Annotated in this window: 15 protein-coding genes; all 15 read right to left on the bottom strand. The window is 39.1% G+C overall.

What is annotated here, in order from left to right; translation table 11 throughout:
* Positions 1 to 336: 336 nt before the first annotated feature.
* Positions 337 to 831: a hypothetical protein gene (locus EJN90_RS09455; protein WP_126110649.1), complete on the bottom strand. Its 495-nt coding sequence runs from the start codon at positions 829 to 831 to the stop codon at positions 337 to 339.
* Between the two features lie 21 nt (positions 832 to 852).
* On the bottom strand, positions 853 to 1,641 hold the full coding sequence (locus EJN90_RS09450; protein ID WP_126110647.1) for a DeoR/GlpR family DNA-binding transcription regulator: 789 nt from the start codon (positions 1,639 to 1,641) through the stop codon (positions 853 to 855).
* A 69-nt stretch (positions 1,642 to 1,710) separates the two neighbouring features.
* Positions 1,711 to 3,405, bottom strand: coding sequence for a glycoside hydrolase family 3 protein (locus EJN90_RS09445; protein ID WP_126110645.1), 1,695 nt, complete (start codon positions 3,403 to 3,405; stop codon positions 1,711 to 1,713).
* A gap of 4 nt (positions 3,406 to 3,409) precedes the next feature.
* Entirely contained in the window at positions 3,410 to 4,249 is an 840-nt protein-coding gene (locus EJN90_RS09440; RefSeq protein ID WP_227872491.1) for an L-ribulose-5-phosphate 3-epimerase, read from the bottom strand.
* Between the two features lie 16 nt (positions 4,250 to 4,265).
* Positions 4,266 to 4,967: an L-ribulose-5-phosphate 4-epimerase gene (locus tag EJN90_RS09435; RefSeq protein ID WP_126110641.1), complete on the bottom strand. Its 702-nt coding sequence runs from the start codon at positions 4,965 to 4,967 to the stop codon at positions 4,266 to 4,268.
* Between the two features lie 220 nt (positions 4,968 to 5,187).
* Positions 5,188 to 6,258, bottom strand: a complete 1,071-nt coding sequence (gene ulaG, locus EJN90_RS09430) for an L-ascorbate 6-phosphate lactonase (RefSeq protein ID WP_126110639.1) — start codon at positions 6,256 to 6,258, stop codon at positions 5,188 to 5,190.
* 11 nt (positions 6,259 to 6,269) lie between these two features.
* Entirely contained in the window at positions 6,270 to 6,908 is a 639-nt protein-coding gene (locus tag EJN90_RS09425; RefSeq protein WP_126110637.1) for a 3-keto-L-gulonate-6-phosphate decarboxylase UlaD, read from the bottom strand.
* A 112-nt stretch (positions 6,909 to 7,020) separates the two neighbouring features.
* On the bottom strand, positions 7,021 to 8,490 hold the full coding sequence (locus tag EJN90_RS09420) for an FGGY-family carbohydrate kinase (RefSeq protein ID WP_126110635.1): 1,470 nt from the start codon (positions 8,488 to 8,490) through the stop codon (positions 7,021 to 7,023).
* Positions 8,491 to 8,565: 75 nt separating this feature from the next.
* Positions 8,566 to 9,915, bottom strand: a complete 1,350-nt coding sequence (locus EJN90_RS09415; RefSeq protein ID WP_126110633.1) for an ABC transporter substrate-binding protein — start codon at positions 9,913 to 9,915, stop codon at positions 8,566 to 8,568.
* A gap of 29 nt (positions 9,916 to 9,944) precedes the next feature.
* Positions 9,945 to 10,805 (bottom strand): carbohydrate ABC transporter permease, encoded by an 861-nt coding sequence (locus EJN90_RS09410; RefSeq protein ID WP_126110631.1) that lies wholly within the window; start codon positions 10,803 to 10,805, stop codon positions 9,945 to 9,947.
* 21 nt (positions 10,806 to 10,826) lie between these two features.
* A complete protein-coding gene (locus EJN90_RS09405) occupies positions 10,827 to 11,759 on the bottom strand; it encodes a carbohydrate ABC transporter permease (protein WP_126110629.1) in 933 nt (310 codons plus the stop codon).
* A gap of 764 nt (positions 11,760 to 12,523) precedes the next feature.
* Positions 12,524 to 14,545: a transketolase gene (tkt, locus tag EJN90_RS09395; protein ID WP_126110625.1), complete on the bottom strand. Its 2,022-nt coding sequence runs from the start codon at positions 14,543 to 14,545 to the stop codon at positions 12,524 to 12,526.
* A 12-nt stretch (positions 14,546 to 14,557) separates the two neighbouring features.
* Positions 14,558 to 15,211: a fructose-6-phosphate aldolase gene (gene fsa, locus EJN90_RS09390; RefSeq protein ID WP_126110623.1), complete on the bottom strand. Its 654-nt coding sequence runs from the start codon at positions 15,209 to 15,211 to the stop codon at positions 14,558 to 14,560.
* Between the two features lie 11 nt (positions 15,212 to 15,222).
* Complete coding sequence (locus EJN90_RS09385) at positions 15,223 to 16,824, bottom strand: PTS transporter subunit EIIC (RefSeq protein ID WP_126110621.1); 1,602 nt, start codon at positions 16,822 to 16,824, stop codon at positions 15,223 to 15,225.
* Between the two features lie 136 nt (positions 16,825 to 16,960).
* Entirely contained in the window at positions 16,961 to 18,346 is a 1,386-nt protein-coding gene (locus tag EJN90_RS09380) for a Sapep family Mn(2+)-dependent dipeptidase (RefSeq protein WP_126110619.1), read from the bottom strand.
* Between the last annotated feature and the right edge of the window lie 9 nt (positions 18,347 to 18,355).

The raw sequence follows: 18,355 nt of genomic DNA, 5'->3' as shown, positions 1-18,355 counted from the left end.
CATCATAGTATGTATTTTACATATTGCAAGCGGATTTAATTTTATCATTTATAAATCAGTATATTAACTGAATCATTTATTTTTTTGAAATACTAGGAAAGTTGTTATCTATAAAAATAACAAACAGGGCTGGAAAAACTCCCAGCCCTTTGTCTCTACCCGAATAATGCAACGTACATGTGCTCAAAAAGGCAGCCCCGACTTCCACTTCACGAATCATGCTCAGATGGTCTACAGCCATCTTGCGCTTATTCGCTCCAGTGATTCGGGGCTAAACGCCTTTTTCCCACTCTCTGCTTCTATAGTTAAGTTTTGTCATCTTTATTTCTTCTACATTTACTTTTTAAAAGGTGTATTTCGAAGTAATTGGTCGTATTTAGGATCTTTCTTCATCGCTTTGTAGATTTTTTCTCGAACGAATCTTACGTTATATTCTTGATATTTCATCGCAAACCATGCTTGAGATACAAGAAGAATGATAGACAGAACCATGATCGCAATATCAATGTAACCGCCCGCTAAAATGCTGAAAGTATCCGTTCCAAATTCTCCTGTGTAATAAGGTAAATTAAAAAATATGGAAAGAATCAAAAGTGCAAACGAAAGAATCACTTTTATTATTTCAACAGCAAGGATCTGTGTAGCATGATACCGGATATATAAACTCTTCTTTTCAAAATACATAAACAGCATGGCTGGAACCCAGCCAAAATAACTAACTGTTGGTAAAAAGTCAATCAGGATTGCCAAGATAATAATCCCAATGACTGTAACTTTTGCAGATATTGGAATGATGGAAGAACGATGAGGTGTGTATTGTTTTCCGTTCAATCTGCCTCGCCTCCTCTTCCTTTAGTCATCAATAACAATTACCTCGACCCCTTTCTGCCTAATCAGCTGTAAAACTTCCTCATTGGCGGTACGGTCGGTAATCAAATGAGTGACAAGTGCGATATCAGAGGTAACAAAGTTGTTCTCTTTTCCAACTTTATGGCCTTCTGCCAAGACAATTCTTGGGCCGTTTGTCCGTTCCAGAATCGTTCGGTTGACAGCCGTTTCAGCTAGCGCAAAAGTGGATATGTTATTTTCGTTAATCCCGCCTACGCTTAAAATACAAATATTTGCTGCAATTTTAGAGAAGGTATAGATAGCAAAATCTCCAACCAAGGACTTTTTCGGACCGTATACTTCACCGCCAGAAAGCACAACTTCTGCTCTTGACTTTGTTCCGGCATCCAGAACATGGCCATTATTGGTAATAATGGTAATCGGTTTGTGATTAATAAAGTCAAAAAGATGGAAGGCAGTGGAACCGGAATTCAGAAAGACAATGTCTCCATCTTCTACAAATTCAGCCCCTCGCGCTGCCAGTGCTTTTTTAATTGGTAAATTATCTACGACTGATCCCTCTTCTTTGGCTGATTCTCTTTCTTCCATCCGAAGTTGATTATTCAATCGTGCACCGCCATAGAATTTTTCGATGATTCCTTCTTCATCAAATTTTTGCAGATCTCGTCGAATCGTAATTTCAGATACGGTTAATTCTTCTGCTAAATCTTTGACTAAAATCTCATTCGAGCTTTTCAGTATGGCAAGAATTTTTTCTCTTCTTTTATAGATTTCTCCCTGACTAGATTTCATCCTATCCCTCATTTTCAAGTATTTCTTGAAATGTCCCTCTCTAATTTCACAACTAGCCAATTGTCATTTTTATAAGCGAGATTGCCACATTTCACAAAACACATTTTCATTGTAGTTTCCTTTGAATTCGGAAAGCCCCATTATTTTCTCAATCGTGAGTCGAATGGCAGCACGGCTGTTCTTGTAGGCATTGATATAGGTCTTTACCATTGGTACATCGGTTAAATGTGTCGTAAAGTTTAGTGAAACGAATACCGTTGGAACCTCATGGACATACCAAGGTATTTCATTTGAAGTGGAAGCTCCCCATCGAATACGCACGTTGTTCTCTGTTGCATACCCTTGCACATCTGCAAAGACAAAGGCTGCATCATAGTTCTCTGCATATTCAACTGTTTTTCCTTTTGGTCTTTCAATGTTGGTATGAAGGTGAACTTCAAAACCAGCTTTTTCCAACTCTTCAATAATGACTTTTTGTGATTCTTTTGTGAATCCAAATGCGCCCCCTTCTTCACCATACAAGGTATATAACTTGATTCGCTTGTGTGTTTCTGGTGTAATCGGAAGTTCATTTTTGGTATTCTTCACTAATGTAATTGAATTTTCTGCTGCTTGTTCTTGCATGTTCAAGTGCTCTTGACAGCCTACTATGGAAAGTTCTTCTTCCTTAGCAAACAAACTGCCTTCTTCTTGTTTTGTATGTAAGTTTAAAGCTGCTTTTAGTCCTAAAATCCGTTCCAGTGCATCTTGTAGACGCTCTTCTGTAATTACGCCTTCTTTGTATCCATTTAACATAAATTCAAAATCTTCTTCTAAATCATTAAAGAACAAGAACATATCACAGCCAGCGGCAATCGCTCTTGGCACATAGTCGCGACGCTTCATGGATGATGCCATACCGATCATATGCGATGCATCGGTTACAACTAAACCGTTAAAATTCATTTTACCTTTAAGTAGGTCGGTAATCAATTCCGGTGCCAATGTTGCCGGTAACACTTCTTGGTCTGTCATCCCCGGAACTAATTGTTTTTGATAATTCGGTAAAGCGATTTGCCCTGCCATAATGGTTGGAAGTCCTTCATCGATTGCTGTCTGGTATACTTTCCCAAATGTTTCTTCCCAATCTTCTATCGATTGATCGTTAACTCCTAAAAGAAGATGTTGGTCACGTTCTTCTACACCGTCTCCCGGAAAATGCTTCAAGCATGCCAATACATCGCTTTCATTTAACCCTTTAATGAAGGCACGATCGTACTTGATAACATTCTCTGGATTTGATCCATGGGCTCTGGTATTTACAATGGTATTACGCCAGTTAAATAAAATATCCGCATTTGGTCCAAAATTCCAGTTCACTCCGATGGCTTTTGCTTCTCTTCCACTCACTAAGCCGACTTGATACGCCAGCTCTTCACTTCCAGAAGCTTCTACTTGTGCTCCAGAAGCAATATAGGTACCATCTTTCATAGCACCATTACCGCCGGCATCGCAATTTGCGGCAATAAATAATGGTACTTTTGAAGAACTTTGTGCATGGTTGATGAATTTTTGTAACTTCTGAGCTGTCTCGTTATTATAACGGATTCCACCGATTGAATAATTTTCAATAACAGAACTTACATACTCATCTTCTATATTATCAAAGAAATGGAAAAAAAGTTGTCCAATTTTTTCTTTAATCGACATTTTCTCAATGGTTTCCTTTACCCATTGTACCTCTTTTTCGGTTAAATTATAGGGTTTCTCTGTTAAATTTACCATTCATTTATGCTCCTTTTTCAATGTGACTCCGGATGAATTCGTTTGCTTGAACGAGGTCCTTCTCCCACTCTGGATTACCTGTGTACCAAAATTCCGCCACAAAGCGGTTGACTCCGTGTTCAAAAAGTTTCTCAATGCCTTTGCTAAAATCAACATGACCTGTTCCAAAGGGTACTTCACGGAAAACATTCGGTACGGTTTCTTTTAAGTGAGCGGCTACGATATGCCCCTGCCCCTGATCGATGTCCGCATAGACACTTCGGTCACTTGCCAAAGCGGCATTCGTCAAATTTCCTAAATCAGGATAGACTTGCAAGTAAGGAGAACGGATTTGTTTGACATATTTCATTGATTTGCTAACGGTATTCATGAAATTTGTCTCCATTGTTTCAAAACCAAGGATAATCCCTTTTTCCGAAGCCATTTCCACTGCTTTTTTCAAATTTTCTTTAAAATAATGTTCAGTTTCCGCATTTCCTTCTTCATAATACACATCATAGCCTGCTAACTGAATGATTCGGATTCCCAAATCATCCGCTAATTGAATGGCCTTTTCCATGATGTCTAGACTCTGTTGGCGGATTTTTTCATCGGGACTTCCTAGTGGATATTTACGATGACCACTCAGGCACATGCTGCGAATATAAAAATCGTGTTTATGCATAAGATCCAGCAAACTTTCACGCTCTTCTTTCGACCATTCTAGACGAGCCAGTTTTTCATCTGTCTCATCCACGCTCATTTCAAGATAATCAAAGCCTGATTTTTTAGCAATTGTAAGTTTTTCTTCCCACGGCAGTGTGTTCGGCATTGCTTTTTCATATAATCCTAGCGAATAATTCATCTTAATCATCCTTTTTTTAATTCTGGCCGTAATAGGCATCTACTCCATGTTTACGTAAATAGTGTTTATCCAATAATTCTTGTTGCATGGCTAAAATAGAAGGATTCATCATTCGATTCGCCCAAGCCATATGCGCCACTTCCTCAATAACGGTTATATTGTGGACTGCTTCCAGACTATCTTTCCCCCATGCGAATGGGCCATGTGAATAAACGAGAACTCCGGGAACTTCATTGGGTTTTATTTCTTTTTCTTTAAAGGTTTCAACGATTACTTTTCCAGTCTCCAATTCGTATTCAGCTTGAATCTCTTCTTTCTTCATCTTTCGGCTGCAAGGAACATCACCATAGAAATAATCACCATGCGTTGTGCCTAAAGCGGGAATGCTTTCGCCGGATTGTGCCCAAATGGTTGCCCATTTCGAATGAGTATGGACCACACCATTGACATCTTCGAAATGTCGATACAGTTCTAAATGCGTATCGAGGTCTGACGATGGTTTCAAATCGCCTTCCACTTTGTTCCCATCTATGTCAACGATCACAATGTCTTCCGCCTTCATATCAGCATATTCCACACCCGATGGTTTAATGGCCACAACGCCTCGCTCACGATCGTATTCAGAAACATTTCCCCAAGTGAACTTCACTAAGCCATATTCTGGTAATTGCAGATTGGCTGCTAGTACTTTTTCTTTTAAGTCTTGATAATTGCTCATTATTTTCTTTCCTTTCTAACTGTTTAGATTAATAAGAGATTGGGAAGAAACTCCAGCCCCTTGACTATAACCGGATGATGCAGCGTAAACGTGCTCAAAAAGGCAGCCCCGACGTCCACTTCACGAATAATGCTCAGATGGTTTGCAACCATCCTGCGCTTATTCGCTCCAGTGATTCGGGGCTAAACACCTTTTTTCCCACTCTCTTAGAATTTTGTGCTTATAAGAACGAATCAAATGGAAGGTCGTTATCCACTGCAAAGGCATCTTCGAATCCACGGTAGTAATTGAATTCCATGTCATCTTTATTTAGCGGATAGGTAAACTTGCCACCTACTTGCCAAATGTATGGTTTGAATTGGTACTTCAGTCTATCTTTCTTCATCTTCCAAATTTCAGTTATTTCTTTCGGATCTGCTTGGAAGTTTGTCCAGATGTCATAGTGAACTGGAATCACAACGTTTGCACGTAAGGATTCTGCCATTCGTAACATATCTACAGAAGTAACTTTATCAGTGATTCCACGAGGATTTTCTCCGAATGCACCAATTACTACGTCTACATCATGGTCATTCCCATGTTTTGCAAAGTAGTTTGAATAATGAGAATCACCTGCATGGTATAAGCTTCCACCTGAAGTCTTGAATAAATAGTTCACAGCAATTTCGTTCATATCCTGCGGTAGTTTTCCTGAGAAGACTTCATCATCACTGTTGGCAGTAATCAATGCAGTTCTATCAAATGCTTCTAATGCTACTACTTCAATATCTTTTACTTGCACCGAGTCGCCTGGTCTTACTACTACACAGCGATCTTCTGGAATGCCCCAACCTACCCATGTATCAACAACTTTTTGTGGTCCAATGAATTTGGTTGTTTCCGGCGCATTTTGGAAAACAGCTGCTGCTGTGTTAATGTCCAAATGATCAGAGTGAATGTGCGTTACGATTAGTGCATCCACATTTTTGATTTCGTAAGGATCAATTACAAATGGTTGTGCGCGCAAGTTTGGTTGGAGATTTTGAACGCCGCTCATCCGTTGCATTTGATGTCCGTCTTTCATCTTTCCATTGCCATGGGTGCGTTTCCCCGTACCATTCCAAAGGTCACAGACAATGTTTGTTCCTTCATGAGACTTCAGCCAGATTCCTGTACAACCTAACCACCACATGCTGAAGTTTCCTTCTGGAACTTCTTCCGCTTCAATTTCTTCGTTTAACCATGTTCCCCATTCTGGAAACGTTGATAAAATCCATTTTTCTCTATTACATTCATTTACGTGATTTGCCATTTTCTTTCCCCCTACTTCCAAATTCTTTTGATTTCGTCTTTGAATTCGCGTGCTGCTTTCACTGGGTCTGCAGCTTCACGAATACTTCTACCAGCGATAAAGGTATAAACATCGATTCCTTTAAATAATTCCAATGTATCTTTGTCTAGGCCGCCTGTAACTGAAACACGGAAGCCCATCTCTACTAGTTTTTTAATTTTATTGAGGTCTTTCTCTCCCCAAGTTTCTCCTGAAAGAAGTGCATCACGGCTTTGGTGATAGATTGCTTGAGAGATTCCAGCATCCAACCATTGCTGTGCCTGCTCATAGGTCCAGTCACCATACAACTCTACTTGTACTTCTTCTATGTTGTCCTTAGCAGCTTTCATTGTTGGAATCGTTGCTGAACAGATAACAGTCATCCAATCTGCACCAGCTTCTGCACAGTTTTTTGCAACGGTTGATCCTGCATCTGCACATTTTGTATCAGCGATAATCGTCTTTTCTGGAAATAAAGCCCTTAAGCAGCGAACCGCTTCCATTCCTTCTTGCAAACAAAGAATCGTTCCTGCTTCAATAATGTCTACTTCGTTTCCTAAAACGGAAGCGGAACGTAGTGCGTCACTCAACAGATTATTATCTAAAGCTACTTGTAAATTTGGAATCATCATTTTCCCTCCGAAATTCTCATATAAGATTCATAACATGTATTAAATATACATCAAAACATCAAAACTAATCAACACTAGACAAAGAACAATCTTATAATGTTTTTTATGATTATTAAAGGTTTATTTTATTGTAAAAATCGTTCCATTTTTCCTTTTTTTCTTCGTAATAAGTTTTTTTTGATTGATTGGGGAAATAGAGGACTTCCCTTTCAGTTGAAGGATTGTTTTTTAAGAGCTCTTCTTGATTAATTGTTGGATCAAGAGCTTTCATTCCTACCAAAAAAGCTCCTAAAGCCGTTGATTCTGCATCCATTCCTTTATGAATCTCTATCTCTAGCACATCACTGATTAATTGATTCATTGCTGGATTATTGGTCAGCCCTCCCGCAACCACTACTTTTTTTATTGATTTTTTTGTGTAAGATTCAATTTGTGTAATATTATTCTTCAATTCAATCGCAATTGATTCCAACAGTGATAGTAGTAATTGTTCTTTGGTTACAGAAAAATCAATCTGAAGAAATGCTGCTCGAGCCTCATTATTCCAATCCGGCGTTCCTCTTCCTTGAAAGTGAGGAAGATGGATTACCTCTGTTTTCAAATTTGAATGGAGGACCTTTTTAATAGAAGAATAAAACTCTTCCGTTTCTAGATTTTCAAAAAAGTTGCTTCTCATCCAGTCAACCGCAGAGGAGCAAGTGGGTAAAATGGATTCTAGAATATAGTGTGATTCGATCGGATAAGTATTGAGAATGACAGCTGAATCAGCTTTAATTTTTTTTACAGGGCTTAAAATGTAGCCGCCTGTTCCTAATGACACGGCTACGTCTCCTTCATTCAATACGCCCATTCCAACTGCGCTGCATTGTTGATCTCCGCCAGCAGAAACAAATGCTACGTCATTTTCTATCCCAAACTTCCCAAGAAATTCTCTTCTTGTTTTTCTCCCGCTTTTAGCTGGTGGAATTATATTGCACAGCTCTTCTTTTTCTACATTAAATAAAGCCAGTAACTCTTCATCCCACTTTTCTTCATGAATATTGTATAAAGATGTCCGACTTGCATAGGTATAATCTGTCAGGTATTCGCCTGTGATTTGATATCCTATATAATCTGCAATCGATAGATAGGTAGTGGTTTTTGCGGCAATTTCCGGAAGGTATCTCTTTACCCAGCTAATTTTAGGCGCCAAGTAAACTGGATTGAGGGGCGCACCTGTTTTTTCAATAATCATCTGATTATAGGCAGCTAATTCACTTGTAATTTCGTTACTTCTTTTGTCTTGCCACATGATGGCTGGCATCAATGGTTCTCCATCACTATCCAGGCAAATTAAAGAAGAGCGTTGAGCAGTAAGGAAAATAGCTTGTAAAGTAGCTTGGTTATTTTTTATAAAACGACTCATTTGAGTCATAATTTCATTTAGACAATCTTCCCAATCCGCAACAGCTTGTTCTACGCGACCAGGCAAAAAGGAAGGCTTGTTTGATAGTTGTACATGAAATAATTTTTCTCCCGTTTGCTTATAAAGGATTCCTCTCATACTGCTTGTTCCAATGTCTATTACTAAGTAAACGTTCATGCTTACCTCCTTCTTCACTAATAAAAAGGGATGGGAAGTTCTCCCAATCCCTTTTTATTGCATTAGTTTTTACGATTATTGATTTTCATCAATGATTTGTTGTCCACGAGTCATCATATTTTGAATAACAGTGTCTACATCATCATTTCCTAGGAAGTATTTCTCTACTTCTTCAACCATCATATCTGTCAATTGACGTTGGTATGCAGGAGCAGTCGTGTTTGGATTATCTTCCCATTGTGGGTTATTTAATACTGTTTCTAACGCTTCCATATCGACAAGTGTATCATCTTCTACCATTAGATTTACGTATTCCATCTTATCTTCATCTGCTTTAGTCGGTAGATTTACCCCTTTAATCTTCGCCCCTTCTGTTGTGTAGAAGCGTAAGAAATCATATGCTTCTTGTGGTGCATCAGAGCTTGATGCAATCGCATAATACAATGCTTCTGTGTAAGTTCTACCTTCTGGAGCGTCCACGTCGCGCGGCATCATCGCAAAAGTTGTCTCAAAATCATGTGGGAATGAAGAGGTATCTTCCAATTCCGGAATCAAGAATGTACCTAGTGGCAGCATAGCAATTTCACCATTAAAGAAGCGATCACGATATGATGCATTGGTTGCTTTGATTGTTTGGTATGGCATTTGAACGCCATCTTCTTCCATTTTCTTTCTGAACTCCAAGAATTCCTTGAATTTTGGAGCATCAAACGCCAATGTTCCGTCCTCGTTCATGATGGCATTCCCAAGACGTAATGACCAAATATTCAAGTAATTGTAATGATCCCACGTATGGAAATAAGAACCGTATGTTCCATCTTCTGTCAAAGCCTCTGCGTATTCTGCATAATCTTCCCATGTCCAGTCTACTGGTGGAACTTCTAAGCCAGCTTCATCTAATTTTTCTTTATTCATATAGACGATCCAAGATTTTGCATCACCTGGGATACCGTAAAGCGTATCATTTACTGGAGCAATTAAACTATCAATGTATTCTTCTTTTGGATCAACGCCTTCATTGTCAAAGTATTCTTGGAGTGCCAGATAACTTCCGGAAGCTGCTCTTTGAGCGTGGTCAGGATAGGAACCGGTCATGACGATGTCAATCTCGTCTCCGCCCATTAACATCAAGTCTACCTGTTGATAGTAGTTTGCTGTTTGATTATCCCCTACGTAAACAAATTCAATATCTGCTTCAGGGTTTTCTTCCAAATAAGCATCCAATACCGCTTGGTCGAGATCTTTTTGTTCCGTTAACCAACTGACGAAAGTTACTTTATTACCAGATGCTTCTGTACTTCCCTCATCTGTACCAGAGCCTGCGTTCCCAGAATCACCGTTCCCTCCACATGCTGCCAGTAACAAAGCTGTCGTCAAACCTAATCCAAATTTGCCAATTTTTTTGTAGTTCCATTCCTTCATCATACTTTCCTCCTAAAATGCTTTTTTATTTTTTATCCTTTTACTGCCCCTGCGCTAATGCCACCAATAATATACTTTTGACCAATGATAAAAATTAATAACAGCGGTAATATCGAAGAAACAGCTGCTGCCATGGTCAATGAATAGTAAACGCCCGACTGTGATGCAAACATCTGCATCCCTTGCTGCACCGTGTATAATTTAGGATTTGTTATAAATACCAAAGGATGTTGGTAATCATTCCAAGTCCAAGTAAATTTCAAAATTGCCAATGTTGCGATGGTTGGCTGAGTAATCGGTAAAATGATGCGACTGAATATTTGCCAATGATTTGCTCCGTCCATGCGGGCAGATTCGGATAACGATTCAGGAATTGCCATCATGGTTTGTCTTAATAGGAATACACCATACACACTAAAGGAAAGCATAAGGATTAATCCCAAATGTGTATTGTATAGACCAATCCCTCTTGTTATCAAGAAACGTGATACAATCGTTACTTGCTCTGGTATCATCATCGTCGCCAGATATAAGGTAAACAGTGTATCTCTTCCTTTCCAGCTTACTTTACTGAATCCATAAGCCCCTAATGCCGAAAAGAATACTTGTAGGAAGGTTGCTCCTACCGCTACTTTGATTGAGTTCCAATAATATTTCCCAAAGTTATATTCTCCGCCCCATACTGTTCGATAGTTTTCAACGGCACTCCATCTTCGTGGGATCCACTCAATCGGAAAGTTGAAAACATCTGCTTCTGGCTTCATCGAAGCACTGATCATCCAGATCAATGGAATCAACATCGATAAACCAATTATGACGAACAGAATGGTTAACAAGATGGTCGAGATCTTTATTTTTCGTTTCGGTGATTGTTTCGCTGTAATTGCTGCCATTGTGACTTTCACTCCTCCCTATTAATCTAAACTTGCATATTTTTTCTGAGCTCTCTGACCAACGATCGTGATAAGGAAGATCACCCCGAACAATGCCCAAGCCAATGTATTTGAATAGCCTGTTTCAAAATTCTGGAACGCGGCACGATAAATGTAGTAAGCCATTACCGAACTCGAACTTCCTGGGCCACCTTGTGTCATAACACTGACTTGATCAAATACTTTAAAAGTTCCGATAATTCCCATTGTTCCTAAAAAGAATGTTGTAGGCGAGATCATTGGAACCGTTACGGTAAAGAATTTTCTTATTGGTCCCGCACCATCCATATCCGCCGCTTCATAAACTTCTTCCGGTATGCTTTTTAATCCCGAAGTAAAGACAATAATGAAGTAACCCAGTTGCTGCCAAATGTATACAATCATGATGGATGGTAATGACCACTCAAAGCTCGTCAACCAACCAGGTACATTTTCAATTCCAATGCTTAATAAGAACTGATTGATTGGTCCTTGCGATGGCTCAAAGAGCATCATCCATACGGTTGCTACAGCTACCACGCTTGCAATATAAGGTATAAACACCAGCACTTTGATAAGCCCGCCGAATTTAATATAACGGTCGATTATTACTGCCATGATCAATCCAATTGCTAACAAAGTAGGCACGGACACTACGGTAAAGATAATGTTGTTCCAAAATGAGTTAATAAACCACTCGTCATTAAACAACTTTATGTAGTTTGTAATACCGTTAAATTCTATTGCGCCGACTCCTTGCAAGAAATTCCAATTTGTAAAACTTAAGAAAAATGACATGATAAACGGAATTAAAACAAAAATGATAAATCCTAACAATCCCGGGAGCACGAATAACAAACCTGTCATCCATTCATTGTCTGTTTTTTTCCTCGGTTTTGATTTCGCTTTCACTTGAGCGTTAACCGAATTACTCATAAAAATTCATCCTTTCCTCTCACACTCATTATTTCAAGCACTTTTATAAAACGATTACATTATTCGAAAAGCTGCTTGAATATTTCCAATCCTCTATGCAATAAATTGTACTTTATATGAACTTGTTCTACAATAGGAAACACAAAACATTCATATAAGTTAATATTTGAATGTTTTAAGCGTTTTACATCTGTTTAACAAGGATGTAAAACGTCATTTCATAAATCAATCACAAAAAGAACAATAACTTTTTCGTGGAGAAAAACTTTTAAGGAATATCTTTTTAGTCATTTGAGATAGTACAAAGGAATTCTTTGGGTTCTGCGTTTTCCAACCTTCGCTATAAGAAAAGCGGACAAGTCCGCCTTGGCCTATGAAAAAATAGGAAATTTGACCCTGAATGAGCAGCGAAGCGCGCAATGGGCCAAATTTATCTTTTTTTCACTAGGTCAGGACTTGGGAGCTAGACATTGATGGCTGAACTTATAATCCCCTAGTCTATAAGAAAAGCGGACAAGTCCGCCTTGACCTATGAAAAAATAGGAAATTTGACCCTGAATTGTCAGGAGACTTCACGCTTCAGCGGGTTAGTCGAATGATATGCGTTAGCGAGCAGCGAAGCGCGCAATGGGGCAAATTTATCTTTTTTTCACTAGGTCAGGACTTGGGAGCTAGACATTGATGGCTGAACTTATAATCCCCTAGTCTACGAAAAAAAAGCTTTCATAATAGAAAGCTTTTTTCGTTTCACAGAAAAATCCTCTTTAAACAAACGCTCTGCTCGTCGCAGCGAATTTTGCCGCATAAGCAGCTGCAATCTTCTCAACAGTAAATCCAAATTCTGTCATTACTGTTTTTCCTTCTCCACTGGCACCATATCGATCAATTCCATATGCAAGACCTTCTAGTCCAACATATCTCTCCCATCCAAAAGTCGCTCCCATTTCAATGGACATACGATTTCGAACATTAGAAGGAAGAACAGCTTCTTTATAAGCTTCTTCTTGTTTTTCAAATAGATAGGTACTTGGCATAGAGACTACGGAAAGATCAATTTCTTTTTCTTTTAATCGTTTCTGCACTTCTATTGCCAGACTCACTTCCGAACCAGTTGCAATCAAAATACCGTCTGCCTGTTTTCCTGCTTGAGGGGAGATGACGTACGCTCCTCTCCTCACACCTTCTCGAGCGGACTCTTTTGTTCCTGCTAAAACGGGAACTCCTTGGCGAGTCAGAACCAATAAAGTAGGTGTACTTTCTGATTCGAGCGCAACTTCCCATGCTGCTACTACTTCGTTTCCATCAGCTGGACGAATGAGATTCAAATTCGGCATACTACGGTAACTGGATAAATGTTCCACCGGTTCATGGGTTGGCCCGTCCTCGCCTACTGCTACCGAGTCATGGGTCATCACATAAATGGCATTCAGTTTAGACAGTGCGGCTAAGCGAATGGCTGGGCGAAGATAATCACTAAATACAAAGAATGTTCCTGCATAGGTTTTTGTTCCTCCATGAAGAAGGATTCCATTCATGATGGCCCCCATTGCAAATTCACGTACGCCATACCAAATATTACGTCCAGCATAATTTTCTGGACTGAAATCTAAGGCAGATTGATTCATCGTATTGTTTGAAGAAGATAGATCTGCAGAGCCTCCCCAAAATGATGGTACAGCCTTTCCAAGTTCTTGTATAACTTCACTACTGCTCACCCTTGTTGCTTTGTCTGCATCAGCTTCTTCATAGGCCGGTAAATTCTTGTTCCAGTTGTCCTTCAAAACACCGGCATACGCTTCTTCATACTGCTCTGCTAGCTCCGGGTAGGCTTTATAATATCTATTGAAAAGTTGACGCCATTCTTCTTCATCGGCTTCTCCTTTTTCTTGCATCGTTTTATAAAAACGTTCTTCAACTTCTTTGGGAACATGGAAGTCGATGTAATCCCAGTTATATGCTGATTTTGCAAAAAGTATTTTCTCTTTTCCTAATGGCGCGCCATGGACTTGATGAGTACCTGCGTTCGGCGCACCATAACCGATTACTGTTTTTACTTCAATGAGGGTCGGTCTCTCCTTTTCTTGTTTTGCTTTTTCAATTGCTTCTGCAATAGCAGTCAAATCATTGCCATCCTTCACAAGAATATGCTGCCATCCGTATGCCTCGAATCTTTCTCCTACATTTTCCGTAAAGGCTTTAGAAGTTGGCCCATCTAATGAAATATCATTTGAATCATATAATCCGATTAATTTTCCAAGCTTCAAATGTCCTGCAAGACTGGCAGCCTCATGAGAAACGCCCTCCATCAAGTCTCCATCACCACATAAAAAATAAGTGTGGTGATCTACTACAGGAAAATCCTCTTTGTTATAGCTAGCAGCTAAATGAGCTTCCGACATCGCCATTCCAACGGCATTTGCAATCCCTTGCCCCAAGGGTCCAGTAGTAGCTTCTACTCCATCTGTTTCATAAGCCTCCGGATGTCCTGGGGTATTGCTTCCATATTGACGGAAGTTCTTTAAGTCTTCCATTGATACTTGGAAACCAGAAAGGTGCAATAAACTATAAAGCATTGCAGAGCCATGTCCTGCTGATAAAACAAAACGATCTCTGTTGGTCCATTTGCTGTTAGCAGGATTTACCTTTAGAAACTTTGTCCATAGTGTATAAGCCATGGGAGCTGCCCCCATTGGCAAGCCCGGGTGTCCTGAATTTGCTTTTTCTACTGCATCCATACTCAATGTTCGAATGGTATTTACAGCCAACTTATCTATATGATCAAACATATGTATCCTCCTTTATTTTTCACTGTTTTGGAAAGCTTCCCAATCACTCAGAAAGCCTTCAATTCCTGAATCAGTAAGTGGATGGGACCATAACTTGGAAAATAAGCCACTTGGAATCGTAGCGATGTCTGCGCCTGCGATCGCCACTTCTTCTACATGCTTTGTATTGCGAATACTTGCTGCAATAATTTTGGTATCCATTCCATAATTAGCCAGTACTTTCCGTAAATTTTCAATTAATAAAAGACTCTCCGTCCCAATATCGTCTAGTCTTCCTAAGAATGGGCTAATGTAAGTTGCTCCTGCTTTTGCTGCAAGTAACCCTTGTGCAACAGTAAAAACTAATGTCACATTCGTTTTTATTCCTAATTGTTTTAATTGATGGACTGCTTTTAGTCCCTCTTCTGTCATGGGTATTTTTACGACAATATTATCGGCCCATTGGGAGATTTCCTTCGCTTCTTCGATCATCCCCTCTGAGTCCAAACGAATTACTTCGGCACTAACGGGACCTTCTACGAGATTGCAAATCTCTTTAATAACCGTTTCGAAATCTTTTCCTTCTTTAGCGATGATCGTTGGATTCGTAGTGATTCCATCAACCAACCCCAGTTCACTAATTTTCTTTATTTCATCAACATTGGCTGTATCTAAAAAAATCTCCATTTGTTCTCCCCCTAGTCAATTCCTAATAGGTCTTTCACTCTCGTTGTAATTGACTGTACTCTCACACCGTAAATTAGTTGAATCGAATTACTTCCTCGCACAACACCCATTGCTTCCATTTCTTCCTGGAACTCTTGATCGCTAACAGTCAAAGCATCGTCCACTACTGTTACACGCAACCTTGTCGCACAATTCGTTACACTTTCAATATTTTCTGCACCACCAAGACCTTGAATCACTTTTTCTTCCAATGTGTAATTGCTACCTTCAATGGCAACTTCAGTGGCTCTATCTCTTTCACGGTACTCTTTTTTACTGAATAGTTTGATTGTGGACTCGCCTCTACCAGGTGTCTTCAGATCAAATTTTTCAATGGTAAATTTAAATGCGAAGTAGAATACAAAGAATATCAGCGGCAACAACCATAATGCATGAATGGCATGCACTTTTTGTGGTTGGAATATATTTGGTATCATAAAGAATAATGCAGTTCCATTAATCGAAATTTGGAATACTTCCGCAAGAACATAACATAGTCCACAAAGCGGTGCATATACAAGCCAGTACAATAATGGCGCTACGAACAAGAAAGTATATTCGAACGGTTCTGAAATTCCTACCATAGCTAAAGTAAACACTGCCGGAATAAAGATGGATGCTAGTTTTTTCTTGTTTTCTGGCTTAGCAACTTTCCACATAGCAAAAGCTGCACCTGGAATCCCTGCTAGTTGGAACAATAAACGACCGTTTGTAAAGTTTCGAGTGATGTATTCTGTAGCAGTTGCACTTGCTGCCTGGCCATTGATAATATTTCTGACTCCTTCATAAACGACACCATCAATTGTCATTGTGCCGCCTACCGAAGAATATTCAATCGGAAAGGCAATCAAGTGGTGAATCCCAAATGGAAGCAACGCCTTATCAACCGTTCCGAATACAAATGTTCCGAATAAACCGCTTGATGTAATGAAGGTCGTTAAATTTTGAAGCATCGTTCCAATTGGCGGCCATACATAATAAGTAGCAATGGAAAGTACGATAGAGAATAGAGTTACCATAATGACTACAAATTTTGTTCCAGAGAAAAATCCAAATATATCTCGAAATTCCGTATCAACAAAACGATTATGAATAAATGCGGTTGAAATCCCTGAGACAATTCCTGAGAAAATTCCCATGTTATACCCAAACATTCCTATGTTTGTTCCCCACAATGCATTGAAGTTCAATGCTTGTTGTTCAGTGTATCCATTAGCAAGCAATGATTCTACTGCTACTGTTTCTGGTGTGAATCCTTGCATGGCAGCCCAGCCTTCAATCCCTCTCATATAACAGAAGAACATGATCAAACCGGCAAACGCTGCCCAACCTTTTTCTTTTTTCGCTAGCGTAAAAGCAATACCAACTGCAAACCATAATTGAAGATTATTCATGAATAAAAAGCCAAGATTGGTCACCATACTGAATAAATTATGCAGCAATGATCCATCGGGTAAAATATAATTCGTAAAAGCGCTGCCAATTCCGACAAAAAAACCAACGAGAACGAGTAAGATAATCGGTACCATCATAGAACCAGCAAATGTCTGTAGTTGTGCTTGAATTTTTTTCATATTCATCACCTATTTATACCTTTCCTTTTTGTAAAATAGTCATTTCTTTTCTTTATTATAAAAGCATCTATTTTTTATATCCACGTCGCAATCAGTATCTATTTTGCCACATTGATTTGGCAATTTGTAACAGTGATCAATTTCCAGCCAGCTCTATAAAGGCATGTACATAGATTTCACAGGCTTTCAGTAATGATTCCACTGGCATTTGTTCGTTTGGCATATGAGGTTTAGGATTTTCTCCTTCAAAAGTCGCTCCGAATGCCACGCCATTTTTCAGCGTTCGCGCGTATGATGCGCCTCCTTTTGTTAGTACTTCAGCTTCTTCCCCTATTACACTCTGGTAAGCTTTCTTTAATGCGACGATCAGCGGTGAGTCTTCTTGAACAAATAAGAGATTTTTTTCATTAAAAGGTATGACTTCTCCTTGGTATTGTGATGCTTGTTTTTTTAAATGAGAGATGACTTGGTTCTTATCCACTCCTTTTGGATAACGATAATCAACATTTAAGTTAAAATGACTTTCATCCAAGGTAATCGACATCGGGCAAATAGAAGTGCTTCCCATTTCCTCATCTTCAAAGTGGATTCCTAATTTTATTCCATAAAAATCGTTTATAAAATACTTATCTATATAATGAAGTAACTGATTCATCCCAACTTGTGAAAATGGAAAATCTTGTAAATCTTTTGCTAACTTCCACAGCGCGTTCTTCCCTCTTTGAGGATTCCTCGATAAGGATCGCTCTCCCCTATAGATTATTCGTGCAGAATTATTTTTTATTTGCACTTCATCTGCCGACAATAAATAAGGCCTTAGTACTGCTTCTTCTACATGATCCATTTGAATTTCGACAAAATCACAAACAAAATTACGTTCTTCTGTACAATGAACTTTTGAAATTACATGATGCTTCTTCGTTTTTTGATTCGAAAAATTGACATGAAACTGCAAAATCCCTTTTTCACCATTCACAATCGGAAAGTTTCCATCAGGAGAAAATCCCATTATTGGTTGTTCATTGTGTTTAAAATAATGGTCCATACATTCCCACGTTGTCTCTTCCGCTCCCCCTGCAATGATTCGAATGCTGTATCCTAAAGGGATTTCCATATCTTTTATAATTTTCAGTGCATAAAAAGCAGCTAACAAGGGACCTTTATCATCATTCACACCCCGACCAAACAGCAGACCGTTTCGTTGTGTTAAAGTGAATGGATCGCTGTCCCATAATGCATGATCGCCTGCTGACACAACATCCAAATGTCCCAAAGCACCAACGTATTCCCGCTGTTCACCATATTCTATGTGGCATGCATAGCCATCAAACTCTTGTACTTTTAAGCCAGAACGTTCACCGATTTTTATGAATTCGTCAAAAGCCTCTCGAATATCTTGACCAAATGGTGCGTCTCTCGAACTTGAGGAAGAGTTTCTGATAGATGGGATAGAAACCAGCTTCTCTAGATCCTCAATCATTTCTTCTTTGTAATGTTTAATTCTATTCTTTATTTCTTCCAAAGCAATTCC

This window comes from Jeotgalibaca ciconiae (assembly GCF_003955755.1).
In the GTDB taxonomy this organism is placed as follows: domain Bacteria; phylum Bacillota; class Bacilli; order Lactobacillales; family Aerococcaceae; genus Jeotgalibaca; species Jeotgalibaca ciconiae.
The sequence above is the reverse complement of the archived record's forward strand: the minus strand, read 5'-3'. Positions and strand labels throughout refer to the sequence as shown.